Source organism: Marinitoga okinawensis, assembly GCF_055387075.1.
Map to the genome: position 1 here is coordinate 1,908,699 of NZ_AP042422.1, position 25,418 is coordinate 1,934,116.

The window sequence follows — 25,418 nt, forward strand, 5'->3', positions numbered from 1 at the left end:
AGGAGTTTTATGAAGAACTTATTATTTATTATGCTAAGTATTATCGGTATATCTATAACAATTTTTTCTGTTCCCGTTTTAAATCCTTCTTCTGACATTATTGATGAGGGAGCTGTTCAGATTTTAGCAATATCTAATGGTAATATAGGAATACGATATGGGCTTTTTGGTTTTATAGAAGTTGGTGCATCAGAAAATGAAGGTGCTGGCTATTTAAAACTTGGAACTAAGAATCTTTTAAATATTCCTTTACAATTGTCTGCTAGTTATGGCTACGGATATGATGGAAGTGGCTATATAATTAATGGTGTTTTAGGAATAGATATGAAAAGTTTATATTTCTCAGGGGGCATTATGTTTTCAAAATCTCAAAGTTATGATTATGAAAAAAATGATTTTATAGATTTATATGAATTGAATCCATTTGCAACATTAGTTGTAAAAATTGATGAAATTTCTACTTTTAATATGGAAACTAATTTCCCAGTTTATTCAAGTAATATTTCAGCATCAGGTATTTCACCGTCAATTAGTATATATGCAACTCAAAAATATGATAATGTGTTTTTTTATAAATATGTAGGAATATACGGCGGAGTAAAATATGATTTTAAGGTAGTAAAAATATTATTTGGAGTTTCAGGAGAAATTAGTTTTTTTACAAATAAAAACAAATAATAGATACTGATATATCTTATTAAAAAAATTAAAAAAACAGGCGATAATCTCGCCTGTTTTTTTATTATCATATTAGAATGTCCAAAAAGTATAAAAGAAACGAAGACTCGAAGATTGTCTTTAAAAATTGTGAATGAAAGCCGTCAAAAAAACAGGACGTTTTTTTGAGTGAAGCTTTTGTATGGATGCAAAATCTGATCGACGGCTGAGAATGAATAATTTTTAAAGATATGCAATCGAGCTGTCTGAGTGATTTTAACTTTTTGGACATCCTGATTATCATATGTTAATCTAAAGATCTCATTGCCTCATTTGGTGATAATTTGGAAGCAGCCTTTGATGGAAGATATATAAATATTACAGAAATTAAATAAAATGTAAGAGACATTAAAGACAAGCTTCCATATGGAATTTTAAAGACAGCCCCACTATCAGCAAATAATTTTGTAAAAATTAAATAGCTTGTAAAAGTTCCTGATGATACTCCAATAATTATCCCCAATATGATAATTATTGTTGCTTCTATAAAGAAAGATAAAAATACCATATTTTTTGTAAACCCTATGGCTTTTAACATCCCAACGACTCTTCTTCTTTCATTTACTGATTTCATCATCGTTATTGCAATACCTATTATTCCTACCATCAACCCAAAATATAAAAATGAATTAAATATACTTACCATTCCTTGAGAAGCTTTTAATCCTAAATCAAGCAAATCATCCACAAATATATAAAATTGATTTTTACTTTTTAAATATTTTTCAACATCTGTTTTGTATTTAGGCCCCATAGAAAAGAAGAAACCGTGTATAGCATCTTTTTTATACTTTTCTATATTTTTATTATTTATACTCATAACTGGTCCCATTGCCAAAGATTCACTTATTTTTGAAGTAATAGCCACTATTTTAAACGTAATTGTACCAGTTATTGTCTCATTTTGATTAGGACCAAATGATTGTTTAGGAATATATGCTGTATACGTTTCACCCAATTTAAAATTATAACCATATTTTGGATCTGTCAAACGTTCTGGAATAATAGCGTATTCTGGATTATTATATACTTTTAACCATATTTCTTTATCTGACAAATTTTTAAACTCTTTTACACTTTCCTTTATTTTTAATTTATTTTGCGTAAAAAATTCTTTTGATCCAAATACCAAAGCATAATCCTCTTTTTCTTTATTTTTTGCTTTCAAAAAATAAAATTCTCCAACACTATTAATTCCATTGACATTTCTAAATTCTTCTTCATCTATTTTAACAGGAAATAAATTAGTTGGCATTTCAACAACTACTCCATCAAAACCAGCAAATAATGTATCTCTTGAACTTTTTAATTGTTCTTGCTGTATATATGGAAGTATTGTTAAAATAACAATAATAAAGATAACCATTCCGTATAGGGTAATAATAGCTCCTGTTCTTTTTCTATTTCTCATAGGATAAGAAAATGCTATTTTTAATATGGGGACAAATTTCCCTTTGAGTTTTATAATATTTAATAGAAATATTTCAATGTATTTTAGGTTAAAAGTAGTTATCATAATTGCAAAAATTAATATTAAGAAACTTTTTATACCTAAAATAATTAAGCTGTCTATTTTTAATAATATGGCTATAATAAAAACTATAACAGCAAAAGCATTTTCAATTGCATATTTGTATTTCTCAAATTTATTTTTCTTTTTCTCTTCTTCTAAATCTTTTATAGCATTTACTATATTTAACTTCCCTATTGAATATGAATACCAAAAAGTGATAGTTAATGGTAATAATATTCCTACAGCAATACCTATAATAATAGAGTTCGGAGAAATATAGTATGAGTCAATCAACGGTATTTCTCCTATTATATTTTCAAACGAGGATAATGATTTAAATAAAGCTGTAACTTTTGAAAAAGTAAATCTCGAAATTAATAAACCTGTGAATATCCCAAATGGAATTGAAAAAATGGTGTAGAAAATACTTTCGTAAAAAATTATATTTCTAATATCTTTCTTTTTAAAACCTATTGCTCTTAATACACCTAATTCTTTTTTTCTTTCTGCTACAAGCATAGAGTACATATTAATAATTAACACACCGCCTGAAACTATAGCAAATAAGCTTAAAGCTAAAAATATATAAGAAACTCCTCCTCTATCAACTGCTTTAATTTGATTATTTTTTACGGGAACAAACTCTCCCTCAATATTATATTTAGTATATAAATCTTTTATTGTATTAGTTAATTTATTACCTGTAATAAAATTTCCTTTATTAGAAATTAAAATTTGATAATACTTATTATTTGCAATTTTAGATATTTTTTGACCAGCTTTTAACGTTATGAACACTGTACCAATTCCATTATTAGCATCTAATCCTCTATAATTTAAAACACCTTTAGAATTTATAATTTTTATAACTTTAAATCTTTTTGGAAACAATATATTTATTGGAGAAGCGCCTGTTATTATTTCTATGTAATCGCCTTCAGAAATTTTCAATCTTTCAGCTAATCTTTTCGTTATTATTGCTTCATTATCTTTCAATTTAAAAAATTCTAATGGGATATTTATTTTTTCCTCTCCAAAAGATTTTATCAATTCATAATCCATACCAACTATACTTGCCTGAGCTAATTCTGAAATTTTTAAACCCTGAATATTACCTTTTTTAGTTACAGGATATAGTTTAAAATATATAGGTATAACTCCATCAATTAAATCTTTTTCTTTTAATTCTTTTATAAATGGATCAATGTTATTATAATCAATTCCAACTTTAGAGTTTATTACTTCATCAATTTCTCCAAAAAAAATATCTACACTTTTATAAATATAATTTTTAAAAGAATCGTTCATTCCTAGAGAACCTATAATAAAGGCAGTTCCAACCATAGATCCAAGTATCATCAAAAAAGATTCTCTTTTTATTCTAAAAATATTTCTAAAAGATATTTTTAAAACATGCTTATGATATGATGCTTTAATAAAAAAATAAATTATTGTAATTAAAGAAATAGCTAAGAGAATCCATATAAACATAATATCACCTCAAATCCAAATGTTCTGTTAATAATCCACTATCCATTTTTAGAATTCTCTCAGTATATTCAGTAATTCTTGGATCATGTGTCACAATAACAAATGTTTGATTATTTTTTTTATTTAATTCAACAATTAAGTTCATTATACTTACACCAGTTTTAGTATCCAAAGCCCCTGTTGGTTCATCAGCCCATACAATTTTCGGTTTAGACACAAGAGCTCTAGCTATTGCTACCCTTTGTGCTTCTCCACCACTTAACATATTTGGAAAATTTTTCATTCTATCTTTTAAACCAACTTCTACTAACATCTTTTCCGCTAATTCTCTAGCTTTTTTTTCATCATATCCTAAAATAAGCAATGGCAATTCAACATTTTCTACAGCATTTAATACTGGAATTAAATTAAAAAATTGAAAAATAAATCCCATATTTTTTGCTCTGAAATTAGTAAGCTCATCATCTTTTAGTGATGTAATATCTACATTATTAATAATAACTTTCCCTTCTGTTGGTTTATCTATTCCAGATAAACAATTTAAAAGAGTTGATTTCCCGGATCCTGATGGACCTAAAATCGAAACCATTTCTCCTTCTTTAATTTCAATATTTATACCTTTTAAAGCATGTACCTCCACACCTTCATTCTTATATACTTTTTTTAAATTTATTGTTTTTATCATAATAACACCTCCAAATTGAGGAATCCTATCATTTTAATTATACACCTAAACATTTGCTTCGTAAAGATAAATACAAAACTTATCTAAATTTATGCTTCGCAAAGGTAAATATTTTTAAAAAATATTTAGTTTAAATAAAAATTTTAATTTTTTACTTTATAAAACAAATAGGGAAGGCAAAAAGCCTTCCCTATTTGTTTTATAATAATTATTATAGTTTTAATTCATCTAATCCTTTTTCAATAATTTCTTTTGTATCTCTTGCAATCATTAATTCTTCATTTGTCGGTATAACCATAACAGATACTTTTGAGTCAGGTGTGGAAATTATTTTTTCTTCTCCTCTAACTTTATTAGCCTCTTTATCGACATTTATACCTAAATATCCAAGATAATTTTCAATAATTTCTTCCCTCATTATAGGTGAATTTTCACCTACTCCTGCAGTAAATACTATTGCATCAACACCATTCATAGCAGCAGCATATGCGCCTATATATTTTGCAATTCTATATTCATATACATCAAAAGCTAATCTACATACTGAATCTCCCTCAATAGCTTTGTCTTCAATATCTCTCATATCACTACTAAATCCTTTTGTTAATCCATAAACTCCACTTTTCTTATTTAAAATACTAACAACTTCTTTAGCGGATAATCCTTCTTCTTTTTCTAAAAATTCTACAATAGCTGGATCAATATCTCCACTTCTTGTACCCATTACCAATCCCTCTAATGGTGTAAAGCCCATAGAAGTATCAACTGAAATACCATTTTTAACTGCTGCAACTGAAGCTCCATTTCCTACATGAACTGTTATAACTTTTAACTGATCATATGGTTTTCCCAAAATTTCTGCTGCTCTTTTTGATACGTATCTATGACTTGTTCCATGAAAACCATATCTTCTAATCTTGTATTTTTCATAATATTCATAAGGAATAGCATATAAATAAGCTTTTGCAGGCATTTTTTGATGAAATGCCGTATCAAATACACCAACTTGTGGGACACCTGGTAATAATTTCATTGCTGATTTAATTCCCATTATATTTGCAGGATTGTGGAGTGGAGCTAAGAATGATAAAGCTTCTATAGTTTTTAATACTTCATCTGTAATTTTAACAGATGAAGCAAATCTTTCTCCACCATGAACAACTCTATGACCTACAGCTTCTATTTCATTTAAATTCTTTAATACTCCATATTTTTCATCTGTTAATAAATCTAAAACTAATTTTAATCCAACTTCATGATTAGGAATTTCATGTTCTATTATATGTTTTTCTCCATTCACACGATGAACAATTCTAGAACCATCAATAGCAATTCTTTCAACTAAACCTTTTGATAAAACTTCTTCTGTTTTCATGTCTAATAATTGATACTTTATTGATGAACTTCCTGAGTTAATAACAAGTACCTTCATCTTTATTCCTCCTTTTGGAATTTTTATCATATTCATTATATCAAAAAAATTTTTAAATTACAAAGTAGGTTATATTTAGTTATATTAACTTTTATACAAAATAATACCCATAATTACTATTATTATAATATATTGCAAATTTTTCAAAAAACATAAAATTTAATATTTCTTCCTTTTGAAAAATTTTTCGTGAAAATTTTTTCATATTATATAATTCAAGGAGATTTTATAGTTTAATCTAAAATAAATACTAATATATGTCCCAAAGCTACCACCATGAGAGTTGTTTTATTTGATAAAAAATCATAAAATTAGAATGAAGTTATTTTATTTGAGGAGGGTGCTGATATGAGCTTATTCGAAAATGCTTTAAAACAATTTGATAAAGCATGTAAAGTAATGGATTTGGACCCAAATTTACAAGCTGTATTATCAAAACCAAAAAGAGAGTTAACAGTTAATTTTCCTGTAAAAATGGATGATGGTTCAATTAGAGTATTCACAGGACACAGAGTTCAACACAACATTGCTAGAGGACCTGCTAAGGGTGGAGTAAGATACCATCCAAACGTTACTCTTGATGAAGTTAGAGCTTTAGCTTTCTGGATGACATGGAAATCTGCAGTTGCTGATATTCCATATGGTGGAGCTAAAGGTGGAATTACTGTTAATCCAAAAGAATTATCAGATGGAGAATTAGAAAGATTATCAAGAAGATTCTTTTCTGAAATTCAGGTTATTATTGGTGAAGACAGAGACATTCCTGCACCAGATGTGAATACCAATCCACAAATAATGGCATGGTACATGGATACTTATTCAATGAATGTAGGGCATTCAGTTCTAGGTATAGTAACTGGAAAACCATTAGATATTGGTGGTTCTAAGGGAAGAACCGAAGCAACAGGTAGAGGAGTCAGAGTTTGTGTTGAAGAAGCAACAAATTATTTAAGAGATAAAGGAAAGATTAATAAACCAAATAATCAATTAACAGTAGCTGTTCATGGTTTCGGTAATGTTGGTTCATATGCTGCATTATTGACAGCAGAAGAATTAGGCATGAAAGTTGTTGCATTTTCTGATAGTTCAACAGGTGTTTACAAAGAAAATGGTTTTACAGCAGACGAAATTAAAGATATTATGGATTATATTTCAGCAAGAAAAGCCAGATTGGCTGAATACGAAGGAAATGTAACATTCAAGAAAATAACAAATGATGAATTATTAACTTTAGATGTTGATATCTTAATTCCTGCTGCTATTGAAAATGTTATTACAGAAAAGAATGCAAAAGATGTAAGAGCCAAATTAATTGTTGAAGGAGCTAATGGTCCTATTACTCCTGAAGCAGATGAAATTCTAAATGAAAAAGGTATTTTGATAGTTCCAGATTTCCTTGCAAATTCAGGTGGAGTTACAGTATCATATTTTGAATGGGTACAAGGATTACAATATTACTTCTGGGAATTAGAAGATGTAAGAAATGCATTACATAGAAAAATGAAAGATGCTTTCTGGTCAACAATTAGAACAATGGAAAAATACAACACAGATATGAGATCAGCTGCTTACATTATTGCTATTGAAAGAGTTGCTACAGCTACAAAATTAAGAGGAATTTATCCATGATCATAACTTTTAATTAATAAGGGTAGGGCGTAAGCCCTACCCTTTGTTTATGTTATAATATTATTAGAATTTAGATTTATAAAGGTGATAAAATGAATATTGAACATATTAAAAAAAATTTTTTTAATAAAACCTCTCATCTTGTTTCTGATTATAAAGAGTTTTCTGTTGTTGTTCCATTAATAAAAGCAAATAATGATTTACATATTTTATTTGAAATAAGATCTCAAAATTTAAGTTAACCAGGAGAAGTTAGTTTCCCTGGTGGAGCAATTGAGGATGATGAAAATCATTACTTAGCAGGATTGAGAGAATTAAATGAAGAAGTTGGTGTTGAATATAAAGCTGTAGAAAAGATCGCAGAATTAGATTATTTTCCTACCCCATTCAATTTTGTAATATATCCTTTTTTAATATATATAAATGACTTTGATTTTAAAAAAATTAATATAAATAAGGACGAAGTTGAAAGTATTTTTACTGTTCCCTTATCTTTTTTCCTGAACAATGAACCTTTAAAATATAAGGTTAATATTAAAATGGAAATACCCGAAAATTATCCTTATCATCTTATTCCAAATGGAAAAAACTATAATTGGAGAAAAGGATATTATAAAACTTATTTTTATATATATGAAAATAAAATTATTTGGGGATTAACCGCAAGAATAATTTATGATTTTATTAGAGAAATAAAAATGCTCCTATAACAGGTGCATTCAGATTGTTGACAAAATAAAATATGAAAAAATAATATGAGCAAATATTATTTTGATATTTTATTTTGTACTTTGTCTACAAACTGAAATGCTCCCTTAACGGGAGCATTTTTATTATTAAAATCTAAATTCCAGCTGCAAAATTAATCTTAAATGAGAAATTATTAAACTTAAAAACATCTCCAAAGTCTATGGAATTACTCTCAGCCGAAACATTTATATCCACAATATGTAAATTTAAACCAAAACCCGTGTTTAATGACCAATAATCAATTTTATTACTTAAATCCAACCAGAAAGGTATAAACAATAGATTTCCATCAAAATTTATACCCCAGGATAATCCTTTTCCGAAGAAATATTGTATATATGGTGTAGGATTAAATAACATATCAAACGTTTTAAAGAAAGTAACATTCATTGGCAAATCTACAGGTGCTTCAGGATATTCTCTATTTACTAATTCATCAGATTTTTCTATAACAGGTGTTCCATTATCTGTTGTAACATTCATATTATCAACTACTATAGCTCCTGTTGCGGTTAATGTATAATCATATTTAACATCTGCTGGTTTTAGTACTATATCATTTAATGATAATCCCCATTTACCATTTTTATTTATATAACCTAAATTAACTCTCATTCCAGCACTATCTTTTAAAGTATTTAATATATCTTCTTCTATAGAAACGCCATAATACTCGTCAGATATTAATGATTCTAAAGATTTTAAAGAACTATACATATGACCATTTATTTCATAATCTATATTCATTGTTGCATTTTCCATATCATTTGTATTTTTAAAATTTATTGTACTTCTTAATATACTTATAGGATAAAAATTTGTAAAAGCTAATCCAAAAATCGAATTTTTACCTTGGAAAGAAACATAATCACTACTTTCAAAAATAATATTAGAATTAATTACACCTTCACCATTTAAATCTACCATTTGACCATCTTCAACATTACCATATGAAAGTAATTTAATTAAATCATTTGGTAATCCTATCTTTGTATTTGAATAAATACCTGCAGTTTTTGCATATGATGCAAACCATATATGCAATTTACCATATGCCATAACATCCGCATTTAAAAGCATTTTTAAATTATTTCCATCTAAGTTATCATATATTTTATTGAAATCTATTTCTACGCTTTCCTTAAATAAGTCACCAAAACTCATAAATGGTTGAATAAAAACTAAATTAACATCTCCACCTACATCAATAAAATTTCTTGTTCCATAATCCATTAAAGCTGGATTAAATGAATAATTCCATGGTTTATTAACATTAGGATTTGCAAATGAAATAATTGATAAAAGAATTAAAATAGATATTATTATTTTTTTCATAATTATTCACCTCTCCCTAAAAGATCTACATTTACATCTGTTACTACTTCAACCCATGCATTTATACTTATTTGTCCATCGGTTCTAAAGGATTGATTTGTATTTGCAGGAATATATGCATCAAAATCAAGATAATATGGATTATTATTCATTATTTTGTCTATATCAGATTTTTCAAATACAATATTTACATCATGTTTTCCATCTTGAAGAACTATATCTTTTTTATATAATATTGTATTAGATGAATTTCTTCCTATAATTTTTAATCCAGGTTTTAAACCACTTGTATTATCATAATTCAAATGTAAAATCAACTTTCCTTGATCTCCTATAATTAAATCAATAGGTAAATCTGTTTCATTTGAACCAGGTTCTCTTCCTAATATATCATCTTCACCTTTAATGCTCATAATATTTAGATTTTCATCTTTTATAAGATCAAAACTGAGAGGAATGGTTAGATCAATTTTAAAGTCAAACACAAAATTACTTAAGTCACTTAATGACGCTGTTATATTATTTGATTTCATTGACATATATACATCTTTACCCTTTAAAATTTCTTTCAAAAATTCCGAGATATCTTTTTCAATATTGGTTTTATCAAGAAGTATTTCTACATTTGTGGATTTTTTTGTATTATTCATAGTATATGTTGCATATAATGTTATCTTATTATTTGTATCAACTAATCCAGAAGGTATTATTCCGACTATTTTAGCAACAAATCCATTAATCTCTATATCATTTAATGTTAATGTAGCATCATCAGAAATTGGAATTTCAAAGTTTAATGGATCGCTTTCAGGTATAATATCCTGACTAAATGGTTTTATAGATGCATCTAATTTATAATCAAGAGAAATCGTTGCTGACAACGTGTATTCGCTACCTAATGAAAGATAATCATCAGGATCTGAAATATCTATTTTTAGAATGTTATTCGTATCATCATAATTTGCAGGAGATGCCTCAAAATCAAAGTGCATTGGGGTATCTAAGTCAATTGTTTTATTTGCTAAGTCGACTTCATGATAATTTTCTCCACTCATTGGGAAAGATTCATTGATAGTTAATTCTGGAACACTTAAATTGACATTTACTACGACAGGTAATTCATTATTCCATTCAATCTTTATATTTGACGGAGCTACAAAAGTAACAGAATTTAAAAAGTCTTTTGCTTCTGGTGGAAATTCAACTATTTGAGAATTTGTTACCTTTAAATCGCTATCAGGTGTAATTTCTGCATATTTTATCTTTGGATTAATTAAGTTTATATTTGCATTTAAAGAACTTCCTAAACTTATTCCACTTGTAGATTTTAATCCTATTTTATCTATGCTTACTTCTGCAGAAGGAGAACCTAATTCAAGATTAGTTAAATCTATAACAGCACTACCTTCTTGAGAAGTTGCAAATGATGTATCTGTAGAGCCATAAGTTAATGTTCCATCAAAACTTATGAATTGAATATTATCAACATTAACTTCTATACTTCCCGATCCAAAAATAACTTTTTTTATAGTATCTGGAATGCTTATTGATCGATTTAAATTAGTAGTTATAGTTGCTTCTGATATTTTTAAATCATTTAAAGAAGATGAAACTGATAAAGAATTTCCAAAACTCAACGGATTAGATGAAAAATCTATTAGCATTTCACTGATATTTAATGTTGCATCGTTTGTTCCTGATAATAATTTATCAGCCAAATCTACAGTTAAAGCGCCATTATTTGTAGTTAATGCTATATTTTCATATCCTGTTTCTAAATTACCTACAACACTTGAAATAAATCCATTGCTTAAACTTGAAGTTAAACTTCCTGACATGAATTTAACTTCTTCTATTTCATCAGGAATGTCAATTTTTTGTTTAGTTGTAAGACCTAATTTAACCTCTTTTATGCTTGGTTTGGTTAAATCTACATTTGCTGTTAAACTTGTATTATCTAACCCTGAATTTCCAAAATCCAATGATATGTTTTCTACCGTAATTGTTGCATCGTTTGTATTTTCACCTGTTAATTTAATACCATCCATATCTAAAACTGCTTTATTATTTTCAATTATGAATTCTTTAGTTTTATCTTCTGTTCCATCAAAATATATAAAATTAGCAACTATAGAACTAACATCAGTATCTGTAATGTCAATCGAAATCTTTCCACCATTTAAAATTACATATTTTATATCATCTGGCAGATCCATATTTTGTTTATTATCTATACCCACACCATCTATTTTCATAATTTTTATATCTGGTGTAACTGTTATTACTGGTGATTTTGTAAAATCTATATTTGCTTTAGTATTATCGCTGTTCATAAATGTTGAGTCTATTGTAAATTCAAAACTTCCATTTGGTGGTAATTCTTTTCCATTAAAAGTTAAATCTTTAGAAGAATTAAAAGTATCATTAACGAGCACAATACTTTCACTTCCATAAATATATGTAACCGTAGCATCAAATTCTGTTTTTACATTTGTCCATTCTGCTGGTAATTGTATATTTACGTTAAATGTACCATCAATTGTAACTGTTGAAAATTCTGTACTTCCCATGTTTGGATCTATAGTTTCAGTTATACTTTTTGATGTATTAAATGTAATACCTTCAGCTGCTTTAATTTTTGTTCCTGAAGCAAATTGTAAATTATTCGCAACCAAATTATTATTTCCATCTCCGCTTCCTGAAGTTATTGTGGCGATTAATGTGATTGTTGCATTATTTGAAATATACTTATCAGTCAATGGAAATGACAATTGCCCACTTTGAACCCCTGATAACGATAAAACTTGGGATTCTATCTTTGAATTATCTGGATTTTCAATAATACCCTGAACATCTATATCTGCATTTGATTCGTTATTTGTTACATCTAATAATAATGATCCAGTTGAAAATACTAACTTTTCAAATGTTCCATTTGATTCCATTGAAGTTTCCGTTGATGTACCATTTCCTGTGTTTCCTAAAACAGGTATAGAAAGATCAACTGCTGGTAAATCTACTCCAGCTGACTCAACATCCAATTCACCTATTGTAATATCAGGAGAAACAGAATCAGGAGTAATTTGAGGGACATTTATTGTAATATTTTGCGGATTAAAATCAAAAGAAGGAACATCTACTGTAATATCCGGTATACTATCAATATTTGGAACATCTACTGTAACAGGAGCAATACTTCCTATATCTGGCACAGAAATATTTTGACTTACTGAAGTACTAAAAGCGTCTATTTTTTCAAATGATTGACTTAAATCCACATTTAATCCTGTTGCATACTTAATGGTTTGAATACCGTTTACACTTTCCACCTTCGCATCAGGTAATGCGTTTTTTATACTATCTTCAATATTAACAAAATCATTTAAAGCCACTGTTGTAGCCGCAACTGGAACTCCTATCTTTGGCTTCGTTTTTACTTTTATACTTTTTACACATGATGATAATGACAATAATAATAAAATAGCAATACCAATAATAATCGCTTTCTTCATAAAATCACCCCTTAATTTTAATTCTATTATTGTAATTATAACACATTTTCTTTATTAAAAAAATATTAAAATCGAATTTATATATTAGACTAATAAAAAATGACTTTAGTTCAGTAATACAAAATTATGATATAATTATATAAAACAAATGTCAGAGGTGTTTTTATGAAAAATAAATTTTTAATGGTGACATTTATAGTTATTTCAATAATATCGCTATCATATATAAAATTATATGAAAATTGGGAGTATAAATGGAAAGATGAAAATATTTGGCATAAATATGAAACGCCTGGTGTTCCATTGGAAAATAAAAATAAAATCTTATATTTAAGATATAAAATACCTGATATAGATTTTGAAGATCCTGCAATATATATAACAGGAACTGTGTTATTTTTTAGATTATATGTTGATAATTATTTAATATATGATAATTTTGGAGAAAGTTATTTTTCTGCAAAAAGTATTTTTAAAATTCCAACTGATTATAAAAACAGATATTTGACTTTAGAAGTTAAATCCAATAAGAGAGATGTCGGATTTTTTGGTGAGGTATTAATAGGAAATGAAAAAGAACTTCTTAGACACCAAATAATTAAAGAATCTGATCGATTATTATTGATATCTTTTAATTTATTTGTTGGCATTTTATCTTTAATATTTTCTATTTACATTTTAATATTAAACAAGAACTTGGATCAAAGCAAAATACTTTTTTATATGAGCCTTTTTTCTTTTTCATTAGCTTTATTCATAATGGGCTTAAATCAAACGCTTAAATATTTTTTTGATAATCCAATATTTTGGGCATATGCTATGGATGTTGGAAAATATCTATCTCCAATTGGTTTAATGGGTTTTTTCTATTATATATTTGATTATTCATCTAAAAAATATATAAAATGGCTTTTAACTTTACATGTTTTATTATTTTTAACTATTAGTGTTATACAAATTATTAAAGGTCCAGAAATTAATTTTTATGTAAAATTTGTTATTATTCTTTATTCCTTAATATATGCAGACATATTATTTATGATATACAACCTATATATTGGAATTTTTAGGTTTAAAGATAAAAAAGCCTATATTTTTTCAATATCCATTATTATTGTTTCTATTTTCACCATATATGAAATAATGGGTGATTACAGAATAATAAATTGGCAGCGACCATATATTCAATGGTCTCTATTTATTCTTTTAAACTCTATGATTTTTTTAACAATTAATAATGTTAAAGAATTAAATATTGAATTGTCTGTGGCAAATAAAATTTTGGAAAATTGGAAAGATGCTTTGGAGTTAGAAGTCTCAAAAAGAACTCAAGATATTAAATTATTGTTGGATAACTCAGAAGAAGGTTTTTTAGCATTTAATAAAGATTATATTATTAGCGAACAATACAGTAAAGAATGCGAAAGAATATTTGAAGAAGATATTAAAGGTAAAAATGCTTTAAATTTAATTTTTAATTCTATAGAAAATAAAGAATTTATTAAAAGAATTTTTGATGATATATTTAATGAAAAAGATTATTTAAGAAAAGAGGTTTATCTGACATTTCTTCCAAATGAGCTTAAAATTAATGATAAATACTACAAAGTAAAGTTTAAATATATAGAGTATGCTGATCTTATAATGGTTATTTTAAATAATATCACAGGAGAAAAAAATTTAAAACTTAAAATTGACGAAGAACGAGAAACTTTGAAAAAAATTGTCTCTGTTGTCAAAAATTACGATACTTTTGTACTAATAATTAAGGAATTTGAAAACTTTATCATTCAAAATATAAACTCAAATTTTCAAAGCTTACTTGGTTCAATACATAATTACAAAGGTATTTTTTCCCAATTCCATTTAAATAAATTAGTTAATGATTTGCATAATATCGAAAATAAAATAATTAACAACGCTATAAATAAAACTGATTTAGAACAAATATATAATACTCTTAAAGTTGAAATAGAAAAATTAGAATCCGAATTAGGCCATAATTTAGATGTGATATTAAAAATTCCAAAAATTAAAATTATTGAATTAGAGGAAAAAGTAAAAGAATTATCTGGACAAGATGAGTTATTAACAGAAATCAAAAAGCTACGCTATAAAGATTTAAAAGATCTAATAATACCATATATTGACTACACAAAAGATTTAGCAAAAAAATTAAATAAATTAATTTCTGATCCTGTTATAATTTCAAAGGATGATATTTTGGTAGATCCTGAAGTTTTTTTTGATTTCACAAAATCACTAATTAACATATTTAGAAACATTATAGATCACGGGATTGAATCACCAGAAATAAGAATAGATCAAGGAAAATCGGAAAAAGGAAATATAAAAATTGATTTATTTAAAGAAAATGATAAAATTAATATAATAATAGAGGATGATGGACAAGGAATAGACATTAATAAGTTAAAAGAAATAGCTATAATAAATAATATAAATTATACTTCAAATAAAGATTTAATAGATATTATATTTATGGAATCAATTTCAACTTCAAATGAAGTTACTCAAATATCTGGAAGAGGTTTAGGATTAAACATTGTAAAGAAAGAAGTAGAAAAATTAGGTGGTTCGATAAAAGTGGAGAGTGTGTATGGTAAAGGAACTAAATTTCATATTATTATACCGGAAGTGATATAATGCCAAAAATTCTTATAGTAGATGATGCCCCATTTATTAGAAATCAATTGAAGTTAATATTAGAACCCTTAAATTTCGATATTATAGAAGCATCAGATGGAAAAGAAGCTGTAGAAATGTATAAAAAACATTTACCAGACATTGTAACAATGGATATATCAATGCCTGTAATGGATGGAATAAAAGCTTTATCAGAAATATTAAAATATGATCCAAAAGCAAAAGTTATTATGGTTACTGCTCTTGGCCATAAAATGAGGGTTTTAGAAGCCGTTGAAATAGGTGCATCTTATTATATAGTTAAACCTTTTGATTCTGAAAAAGTTATAAAATCTATAGTTAAGGTATTAAACAAATAGGCGAAAAGCGCCTATTTGTTTAATATTTGTCAATTTCTTCTATAACTTCATATAATTCATTAACTACTTTATATACAACATTTTCATCTTCACCTTCTGCCATTATTCTAACTTTATGTTCTGTACCAGAAGGTCTTACAACTAATCTAAAATTAGGAATATTAGAATATTCTTCTATTAGTTTTTTTAGTTTTTTGTCTTCCATTATCGCTTTTTTATCTTTTACAGAAATATTTTTTAATAATTGTGGGTATTCAGGAATCTCTTGTATTATATCATCTATGTTCTTATTAAAATAATTTAACGTATCTAATGTTTCTAATGCTGTTATTATTCCATCCCCTGTAGTTGATTTGTCTAAGAAAATGATATGACCTGATTGTTCTCCACCTAAATTAGAACCTATTTCTATCATCTTTTCTAATACATATTTATCCCCTACAGATGTTCTTAACAATTTTATATCATGACTGGACAAAAATTTTTCTAACCCCAAATTGCTCATAATAGTTGCCACTACTGTATCATTTTTTAATCTTCCTTTTTCTTTTAATTTTAAGGCATTTATTGCCATTAATTTATCTCCATCTATCAAATTCCCTTTTTTATCTATAAACAAACATCTATCTCCATCTCCATCAAATAAAATACCCATATCATATTCATCATTTTTGATTATATTTGCTAATACATCCGGATGAGTAGATCCACATTTTTCGTTAATATTTAACCCACTTGGTTCATTAAAGAAAAGATCATACTCCAATCCAAATGCATTAAAGATATTTTCTAACACTGAACCTGTAGCACCATTACCAACATCTATAGCTATTTTATATGGAATATTTTCTATTTCATAGGAAGAAATTATATACCCAATATATCTATCTTTTAAATGCGATGAATTCATTTTCCCTATCTCACCATATGGAACATATTCTGGTTTTTTTTCTAAAATTAAATTTTCAATATCTATTTCATCTTCATCAGAGATTTTAAATCCTTCAGCTAATACTTTTATCCCATTGTAATTTGCAGGGTTATGAGATGCGGATATCATCACTCCTAATGTTTTCTCACTTTTTGTCAAATAAGCTAGTGCTGGTGTTGTAATCACTCCACAAAATTCCACATTTAATCCTGCTGATAATGCACCTGATGCTAGCGCAGCTTCAAGCATTTCGCCAGAATTTCTTGTATCTCTTGCTATTAACAATCTTTTATATTTTCCTGTATACATTCTCCCTAATGCATTTCCTATTTTATATACTAAATCCACTGTTAATTCTTCATTTACTAATCCCCTAATTCCATCTGTTCCAAATAATCTTTTCACATCTCCCACCTCTTTTCGTGTAAAATTATTTTTTTATTTTTTTATTTTTTTTTTGCAAAATCAATTATATCATAGTATATTCAAAATTTACAAGTATTAGATAGCCATTCTAAAATAATACACATATTTAACGAATCATGATTTAATTGAAAATTAATATATCACATGATATAATTATATAGAAATTCATAAAGGAGGCAAAAATAGTGAAAATTCAGGGAAAAATTACTTTACTATTTACTATAACTATCTTAATTGTATTATTGTCATTTTTTATAATAAGTGTATCTAATTCACAAAACTCGCTAAAAGAAAGCTTTTCTGAAAAATTAATAACAGCTCGAAATCTTAAAATGAATTTTATAAAAAACATTCTTGATGAAGCAAATTCTGATTTAGAATACATTCATAAATTTGAAAATATTAAAGACGCATTTTTTTCTTTTTCTAATTTTATGGAGGATATGCAATCATCTATGAATATGAATAAAATCCTGGATACTTTAAGAAATATTTATATATTTAATAATCCTTATAAAGACAAATCAAAATTATATGATTATTATTATGATGAAAATTTCAAAAAAGATGAATTCGATCAAAATACTCTTAGTTTATTTAATGATTACAGCGTAATACATTCAGAACTTCAAAATGATTTTAGAGATTTTATAAATATCAAAAATTATGATGACATGTTGTTAATATTACCTAATGGAATTGTAGCTTATTCTGTTAGAAAAAATGAAGATTTTGCTACAAATTTAAATAATGAAAATACTATACTATCAAATTTATATTTATTATTAAAAGAAAAAAATGATGATGATGTTCATTTCTCTAACATTGATAACTACTATGGAGAACCTGCTTTTTTTGCTGGAATAAAAGTAGAAGATGAAGATTTTGGATTATATGGTTATTTAATATTTAGAATATCATTAAATAAAATTAATCCGATTCTCCAGGACAAAAGTGGAATGGGAGAAACAGGGATAACATATATAGTAGGACAGGATAAAATAATGAGAAGTAATTTACCGGGAAAAGAAACAATACTAAAACAAAAAGTAGATACAGATTACATAAAAAAAGCATTAAATGGAGAAACGGGATGGGAAATATCAAAAAATTTTAAAGGAGAAGAAGTATTAGCAGCATATACACCATTCAAATACAAAGAAATAAATTGGGCATTTATATCTGAAGTATCGACAAAAGAAGCATTCAGAGCATCGGAAAAAATAAAAAATATACTGATGATAACAACAGTATTGGTATTAATAATATCCATAATAATATCATTATTCTTCTCAAGAAAAATATCAAAACCGTTAATAGAACTAAGTAAAAAAGTAGACAAATTTGCAACAGGAGATTTCACAATAAAATTTGAATCAAAAGGGAAAGATGAAACAGCAATGATAGCAAACTCATTACAAAACATGGCAAATCAATTAAGTGAAACAATAAAATGGCTATTAGAAGCGGGTAAAAAAATAGAAGAATCATCAGAAATATTAACAGAAGTATCAGAAAAAACCATATCAGCAAATGAAGAAGTATTAGGAAAAACAAAAATGATAGAAGAAAATGCAGAAAATGCAGCAGCAACAACAGAAGAACTCACATCTGGAGTAAATGAAGTATCAACAGCAGCACAAAACGTATCAAGTACAGCGGTAGAAATAGCGGAAGAAGTAAATGAAACAACACAATTAACAGAAGAAGGAGAAAAATCAATAACAGAAATAACAAAAATAATAGACAGTGCAGTAGAAAAATCAAAAGAAACAGAAAAAACAGTAGAAGTATTAGCAGAAAAAGCAAACAACATAGGAGAAATAGTAGACACCATAACAAACATAACAGAACAAACAAATTTATTAGCATTAAATGCAGCAATAGAAGCAGCAAGAGCAGGAGAAGCAGGAAAAGGATTTGCAGTAGTAGCAGATGAAATAAGGAAATTAGCAGAAGAAAGTAAAAAAGCAACAGAAGAAATAGCCCAAATCCTAACAGAAATAAAAGAAGGAGCGCAAAATGCAAACAAAGCAACAGAAGACACAGTAAAAGTAATAAATGAAGTAGAAAACAATGCAGATGAAATAAAAGAAAAGTTCCAACAAATATTAGAAAGAGTAGAGAACATAAATCAAAGGATAGAAGGATTAACAGCAAGTGCAGAAGAACAAAGTGCATCAACAGAAGAAATGGCAGCAGCAAGTGACAAAACAGCACAAATGATATTAGAAATATCAAATGAAATAACAGAAATAACAGAAGAAATCGAAGAAGAAAGTAAAGAAATAGAAAATGTAAATATCAAAGCAGAAGAATTAGAAAAATTAGTGGATCAATTAAATAATAAACTTAATCAATTTAAAATTTAAGAACCAATAAATCCTCGGGAATATTTTCATACCCGAGGATTTATTATTTACACACATGTTATATTTTTATGAATTTGCCCAATTTTATGTTATAATTATATTTAAAAGGGGTGATATAAATGAAAGTATGGGAAACTGAAATTTTCGGCAGAGAATTAGTTATTGAACATGGAAAGATGGCAAAACAAGCTCATGGCTCTGTTTTGTTAAAATATGGCAAATCTGCTATTTTAGTAACAGCTACTGCATCTAAAGAAGCTAAAGAGGGTATAGATTTTTTACCATTAACAGTAGAATTTCAAGAAAAATTTTACGCTGTAGGTAAAATTCCTGGAGGTTTTCTAAAAAGAGAAGGAAGACCTAGCAGTGAAGCTATTTTATCTTCAAGATTAATAGATAGACCTATAAGGCCTTTATTCCCAAAAGATTTTCATAATGATATACAGGTTATAGTTACTGCATTTTCTATGGATAATGACGATAGCATTGAAACTTGGGGAATTACAGGTGCTTCCTTTGCATTAAACCTATCACCAATACCATTTGAAGGAATGGTTGCTGGAGTTAGAGTAGGTTATGTAAATGATGAATTCGTTGTATTTCCTACACAAGAGGAATTAAAAAACAGCAAAATGGATATAGTTGTTGCAGGAACAAAAGAAGCTATCACAATGGTTGAAGGTGAAGCTTTAGAAGTATCAGAAGAAGATATGGTAAAAGCCTTATTATTTGCTCATGATGCCATTAAACAAATAATTGAATTCCAAGAGAAAGTAGTATCTGAATTTAATATTGAAAAATGGGAAGTTATTCCACCAGAAGTTCCTGAAGGATTTGTAGAAGATTTTGAAAAACTCATTGATGACAATGAATTAAAAAATAGAATATTAGTAAAAGGAAAAAAGGATAGGGATGACGCTTTAGATTCTTATAAGAAAGAATTATTAGAAAAATTCCAAACAGAATATATTGAAAAATGGGATAATGAAACTTTTGAACAATATAAGAAGTTTTTATACGAAAATTATGATGAAAAGATTAAACAATTAATGAGAAAAATGATTATTGAAGAAAATACCAGAGCAGATGGAAGAAAAATTGATGAAATAAGACCTATAACTTGTGAAGTTGGATTATTTGAAAAAACTCATGGTTCAGCTCTATTTACAAGAGGAGAAACACAAAGTTTAGGTGTAGTTACATTAGGAGAACCATTTGATGTACAGATTATTGATACTGTTTTTGAAGAAGGCGAAAGAAGATTTATGCTACATTATAATTTCCCTCCTTTTTCCACCGGTGAAGTTAAAGGTTTAAGATTAAGCAGAAGAGAAATTGGACATGGTCATCTTGCTGAAAGAGCTTTAAAAAATTTAATACCTTCTGAAGAAGAATTTCCATATATAATTAGAGTTGTTTCTGAAATTTTAGAATCTAATGGCTCTTCTTCAATGGCAACAGTATGTTCTGGTTCTTTAGCCCTAATGGACGCTGGTGTTCCCATGCCAAAGCATGTTGCTGGAGTGGCTATGGGTTTAATTTTTGAAGATGAAAAATTTGTCGTTTTAACAGATATTTTAGGAATGGAAGATCATTTGGGAGATATGGATTTCAAAGTAACTGGAACAAGAGATGGAATAACTGCATTCCAAATGGATGTTAAAGTTGCCGGAGTTAACGAAGAAGTTTTAACTGAAGCATTGAAAAGAGCTAAAATTGCAAGATTGCATATTTTAGATTTAATGTATAAAACTCTTCCAGAACCAAGAAAAGAACTTTCTCCATATGCACCTTTGATTAAAACAACAAAAATTCCTCTGGATAAAATCTCAGAAGTTATTGGACCAGGTGGAAGAGTAATAAAGGGAATTCATAAAGACTTTGATGTGGAAGTATCCATTGATGATGAAACAGGTTTAACAAAAGTTAGTGGCTCTAGTGTAAAAAATGTTGATGATGCTATAACATATATTCAAAACCTTATAAAGGAAGTAAAAGAAGGCGAAGTTTTCGACGGAAAAGTTTCCAGAATTGAGAATTATGGTTTATTTGTAGAAATACTTCCTGGAAAACTAGGCTTATTACATATGTCTAATTTGGGTAAAGATGCTAAAGAATTATTAAAAACAATTAAAATTGGTGATATAATGAAAGTAGAAATAATTAGTATAGATGATAGCGGAAGAATACAATTGAAAAAATTTGGAGAAAAAACTGCTCCGAGAAAAAGCGGAAGCAGGAATAGTAATAATAGAAGATCATATCATAAATCGGAGGAAAAGAATGATAAAGAAAGTAAGTCTGAATAACGGATTAGATATACTATTAATTCCAAGAAATAGTATCAGAAGTATTTCTATAATCACAGCTGTAAGATCTGGATCTGCACATGAACCTAAGGAATTAATGGGAATTTCTCATCTTATAGAACATTCTGTTTTTAGAGGCACATATAATAGAAATATGGAAGAAATAAAAAGACCCATCGAAGAATTTGGTGGGTCGTTAAATGCGTTTACTGGAAAAAATATAACAGCATATTATGCTAAAGTACCATTAATAGCTTCAAAAGTTGCTTTAGAAATAATTACAGATATTTTATTTAATGCTAAATTCGATGAAACTGAAATTGAAAAAGAAAAGAAAATTGTATTAGATGAAATTGCAATGTATGAAGATGAGCCTGTAGAAAACACATTTGAACAATTAAATAAAATAATGTTTTCAAATGAGTTCGCTTTTCCTGTGTTAGGAACTAAAGAAAGTGTTTCTAATCTAAATAGCAAAAAACTTAAAGAGTATTATAATGAAAAATACAATCCTCAAAATATAGTAATGATGTTTGTTGGGCCAGAAAAGGAATTAAATTCCTTATTAGATGATATCAATATTCTTATTCCTAATAAATCAGGAAAAAAATGTGAATTTAAAAGTCCTGAATTCAACGAAATGGTTAAAAAAACAGAGAAAAAAAAGGATGATTTATCCCAGATTTATGTGGCTTATTCATTTAAAGCTCCATCAAAAATATCAGATGATTTTTATTCTGCCGCTATTCTAAAAACTTTTTTAGGAAGTGGAATGAGTTCACTTTTATTTACAAAAATCAGAGAAGAACTTGGATTAGCTTATGAAATAACAGCAGATTATTCCGCTTATAATAAAAATGGTACTTTTACAATTTTTGCTGCTACAGTACCAGAAAATTTTGATAAATTAAATAACGCTGTATTCGAAAACCTACAAAACTTATCCAATCTTGACAATATCGAAAATTGGATTGAATATGGAAAAAAAAGGCTTTCTGGAAGATATATGCTTGAAACAGAAAACGGTTTAAATTTTGGATTTTTAGCTTTGGACTATTATTTATCTTTTAACAAACTTATTGATATCGATAAAATCGTTAAATTAATAAATTCTAAAAATAATAGTGACATAAAAAAATTATCAGAAAATATTTTTAAAAGTATACCTTATATTTCTATAGTTAAACCAAAATAATGGGGATGGGAACTTGAGTAAGATTAAAATAACAAATCTAAAACCTGGAATGATTGTAGGGGAAGATATATATAATTTAAAAAATAGATTAAGCTTAAGGAAAGGTCAGAAATTAGATCAAAATACTATAGACCTCATTCTTAGTAGTGATATTAATGAAATAGAAATACTTGATAAAAGCAATGTTTCAACCTTCACTCAAAAAGCTTTTGAAGATGTCCCTTTAATTATTGATGAAAATGTTTATGGTAAATGGATTGATTCTATAGGAGATTTATTTCATCATTTTACAAAAGAAGAATTATATATTTCCCTAAATAATGTGACTGAAGAAATATATAAATCATTAAATGTAAAAGAACATTTTATTTTAAATTTCTTAAATTCCTATGGTAAAGATAGCCTCACATATCATTCCTTAAATACAGCTATTATAGTATCTATTATTGCCAAAAAAATAGAAACTCCTTATATCATGTATAAACAAACTATAAAATTTGCCTTAATTCATGATATTGGCTATGCTATGTTAGACGAAAGGGTTATAAATGATTTTGAATCAGATGATAAAAATGCACTTATACATAATATCGTTGCTTATAAAAAATTACAAGATTTAAAAGCTACATTAAATCATGAAATATTAGAAAGTATTTTATATCACCATGAAAGATATGATGGAAAAGGAAAATTTCATCTTAAAGGTGAAAAAATACCTCCTTTGGTTAGAATAACTCAAGTTGCTGATGCATATACTTCGTTAACAGAATTAGGTTATACACCGTATCAGGCATTATCCTGGATATTAAAAAAATGTGGTTTTATTTTTGATCCATATTATGTCGGATTACTATATGAAATTACCGGATATTATCCAACTGGCACTAAAGTAAAATTAAGTAATGGTGCAATAGGAACAGTTTTAAGAAGAAATGATATTGAGTTTTTCCCTGAGGTTCTTATAAAGGGTCAAAGAACTCAAACTGGACCTGATAGCAACCTCTATATAAAAGAGGTGATTGAATGAAAATTATTCCAATTAATAAAGCTCAATATGGAATGATATTAGCACTAGATGTTAGAGATACTACTGGAAAAGTAATATTAGAAAAAGGTACTGAAATGGATGAAAAAATTATTTACATTTTAAAAAAAGCTGGAATTTTTAATATTCCTGTCAAATCTACAAAAGTTATAAATAATATTGCCAAAGAATCTAAAAAGCACAGTGTAATTAGCAAAGAAAATCTTGATTTGAATTACAAAAAAGTTAAAGAAGTTTTTAAAAATGTCGAACAAACTGGTCATATTGATATAGATACTGTAATTGATATTGCATCATCTATAAAAAATGATATTGAAAACAATTATTCTGAAAAATTATTTGTTCCACTAAAAAAGTTAAAAGATTTTGATGAATATTTATATTCTCATTCTTTAAATGTAATGATAATTAGTTCGTTATTAGCCGTTGAAAATGGTATTATAGATGATATGTTATTAAATGTATCTATTTCAGCATTATTACATGATATAGGAAAGACACAGGTACCTAAAGAAATTATGAACGCTCCTCGACCGTTAAATGAAGAAGAAATGAATACTATGAGAAATCATGTTCTATTCGGGAAAAATTTAGCTCTGCAAAATAACATTAAAGAAATTGCTATTGTAAGCGGAATATATGAGCATCACGAAAGGGTTGATGGAAGAGGATATTTAGAGGGAAAAACACATGATGAAATTAGTGATTTCGGTAAAATAATTGCTATAGCTGATGTATATGATGCTTTAACAAGCGTTAGAAGTTATAAAGGTCCTTGGACGCCATATAAAACTATATCTTTTATATTAACTAATGTTGAAAAGCAATTCGATGGCACTTTTGCACAAGGGTTAATAAACGCTTTTGGAATATATCCTGCTGGTACTCGAGTCCAACTAAGCAATGGAAAATTTGGAACAGTTGTTGCATCAAATAGAAGTAATAAAATTAGGCCTCTAATAAAAATAGATCACGGAGATATTGTTGATTTAAGTGAGGAAAAATCATTAAGAATAGTAAAAGTATTAGATTATATATATATTGAGTGAGGCG

The 25,418-nt window shown here is 27.2% G+C and carries 16 protein-coding genes and 1 pseudogene; 11 read left to right on the forward strand and 6 right to left on the reverse strand.

Annotated elements, in window-relative coordinates; all coding sequences use genetic code 11:
- Positions 1 to 9: 9 nt before the first annotated feature.
- Complete coding sequence (locus tag ACZ5CK_RS09370; protein ID WP_464581549.1) at positions 10 to 678, forward strand: hypothetical protein; 669 nt, start codon at positions 10 to 12, stop codon at positions 676 to 678.
- A gap of 286 nt (positions 679 to 964) precedes the next feature.
- Here ACZ5CK_RS09370 and ACZ5CK_RS09375 read toward each other — a convergent pair whose 3' ends face one another.
- From ACZ5CK_RS09375 to ackA, 3 genes are all read right to left on the reverse strand, one after another.
- Positions 965 to 3,721, reverse strand: coding sequence for an ABC transporter permease (locus tag ACZ5CK_RS09375; RefSeq protein WP_464581550.1), 2,757 nt, complete (start codon positions 3,719 to 3,721; stop codon positions 965 to 967).
- Between the two features lie 4 nt (positions 3,722 to 3,725).
- Positions 3,726 to 4,406, reverse strand: coding sequence for an ABC transporter ATP-binding protein (locus ACZ5CK_RS09380; RefSeq protein ID WP_464581551.1), 681 nt, complete (start codon positions 4,404 to 4,406; stop codon positions 3,726 to 3,728).
- A gap of 211 nt (positions 4,407 to 4,617) precedes the next feature.
- Positions 4,618 to 5,838, reverse strand: coding sequence for an acetate kinase (ackA, locus tag ACZ5CK_RS09385; protein ID WP_464581552.1), 1,221 nt, complete (start codon positions 5,836 to 5,838; stop codon positions 4,618 to 4,620).
- Positions 5,839 to 6,186: 348 nt separating this feature from the next.
- Between ackA and ACZ5CK_RS09390 the strand changes: the two genes are divergently transcribed.
- The 3 genes and pseudogenes from ACZ5CK_RS09390 to ACZ5CK_RS09400 form a co-directional block, all read left to right on the forward strand.
- On the forward strand, positions 6,187 to 7,467 hold the full coding sequence (locus tag ACZ5CK_RS09390) for a Glu/Leu/Phe/Val family dehydrogenase (protein ID WP_464581553.1): 1,281 nt from the start codon (positions 6,187 to 6,189) through the stop codon (positions 7,465 to 7,467).
- 92 nt (positions 7,468 to 7,559) lie between these two features.
- Entirely contained in the window at positions 7,560 to 7,709 is a 150-nt protein-coding gene (locus ACZ5CK_RS09395) for a hypothetical protein (RefSeq protein WP_464581554.1), read from the forward strand.
- A 21-nt stretch (positions 7,710 to 7,730) separates the two neighbouring features.
- Positions 7,731 to 8,177: pseudogene (locus ACZ5CK_RS09400) on the forward strand (NUDIX hydrolase); the annotation flags it as partial.
- 133 nt (positions 8,178 to 8,310) lie between these two features.
- Here ACZ5CK_RS09400 and ACZ5CK_RS09405 read toward each other — a convergent pair.
- Positions 8,311 to 9,552: a hypothetical protein gene (locus ACZ5CK_RS09405; RefSeq protein ID WP_464581555.1), complete on the reverse strand. Its 1,242-nt coding sequence runs from the start codon at positions 9,550 to 9,552 to the stop codon at positions 8,311 to 8,313.
- A gap of 2 nt (positions 9,553 to 9,554) precedes the next feature.
- A complete protein-coding gene (locus tag ACZ5CK_RS09410) occupies positions 9,555 to 13,064 on the reverse strand; it encodes a hypothetical protein (protein WP_464581556.1) in 3,510 nt (1,169 codons plus the stop codon).
- A gap of 165 nt (positions 13,065 to 13,229) precedes the next feature.
- Between ACZ5CK_RS09410 and ACZ5CK_RS09415 the strand changes: the two genes are divergently transcribed.
- A complete protein-coding gene (locus ACZ5CK_RS09415; RefSeq protein ID WP_464581557.1) occupies positions 13,230 to 15,728 on the forward strand; it encodes an ATP-binding protein in 2,499 nt (832 codons plus the stop codon).
- Positions 15,728 to 16,087, forward strand: a complete 360-nt coding sequence (locus tag ACZ5CK_RS09420) for a response regulator (protein ID WP_464581558.1) — start codon at positions 15,728 to 15,730, stop codon at positions 16,085 to 16,087. Before ACZ5CK_RS09415 ends, ACZ5CK_RS09420 begins: the two co-directional genes overlap by 1 nt.
- Positions 16,088 to 16,106: 19 nt before the next feature.
- On the opposite strand, the gene glmM is transcribed toward ACZ5CK_RS09420, so the two are convergent.
- On the reverse strand, positions 16,107 to 17,423 hold the full coding sequence (glmM, locus tag ACZ5CK_RS09425) for a phosphoglucosamine mutase (protein ID WP_464581559.1): 1,317 nt from the start codon (positions 17,421 to 17,423) through the stop codon (positions 16,107 to 16,109).
- Positions 17,424 to 17,629: 206 nt separating this feature from the next.
- Here glmM and ACZ5CK_RS09430 point away from each other — a divergent pair, with 206 nt between their 5' ends.
- The 5 genes from ACZ5CK_RS09430 (at position 17,630) to ACZ5CK_RS09450 (ending at position 25,414) form a co-directional block, all read left to right on the forward strand.
- Positions 17,630 to 19,816: a methyl-accepting chemotaxis protein gene (locus ACZ5CK_RS09430; protein ID WP_464581560.1), complete on the forward strand. Its 2,187-nt coding sequence runs from the start codon at positions 17,630 to 17,632 to the stop codon at positions 19,814 to 19,816.
- A 119-nt stretch (positions 19,817 to 19,935) separates the two neighbouring features.
- Complete coding sequence (gene pnp, locus ACZ5CK_RS09435; protein ID WP_464581561.1) at positions 19,936 to 22,125, forward strand: polyribonucleotide nucleotidyltransferase; 2,190 nt, start codon at positions 19,936 to 19,938, stop codon at positions 22,123 to 22,125.
- Entirely contained in the window at positions 22,100 to 23,320 is a 1,221-nt protein-coding gene (locus ACZ5CK_RS09440) for a M16 family metallopeptidase (RefSeq protein WP_464581562.1), read from the forward strand. The genes pnp and ACZ5CK_RS09440 overlap by 26 nt, the downstream gene beginning before the upstream one ends.
- A 13-nt stretch (positions 23,321 to 23,333) precedes the next feature.
- Entirely contained in the window at positions 23,334 to 24,347 is a 1,014-nt protein-coding gene (locus ACZ5CK_RS09445) for an HD-GYP domain-containing protein (protein WP_464581563.1), read from the forward strand.
- Positions 24,344 to 25,414, forward strand: a complete 1,071-nt coding sequence (locus ACZ5CK_RS09450) for an HD-GYP domain-containing protein (RefSeq protein ID WP_464581564.1) — start codon at positions 24,344 to 24,346, stop codon at positions 25,412 to 25,414. The genes ACZ5CK_RS09445 and ACZ5CK_RS09450 overlap by 4 nt, the downstream gene beginning before the upstream one ends.
- Positions 25,415 to 25,418 lie beyond the last annotated feature (4 nt).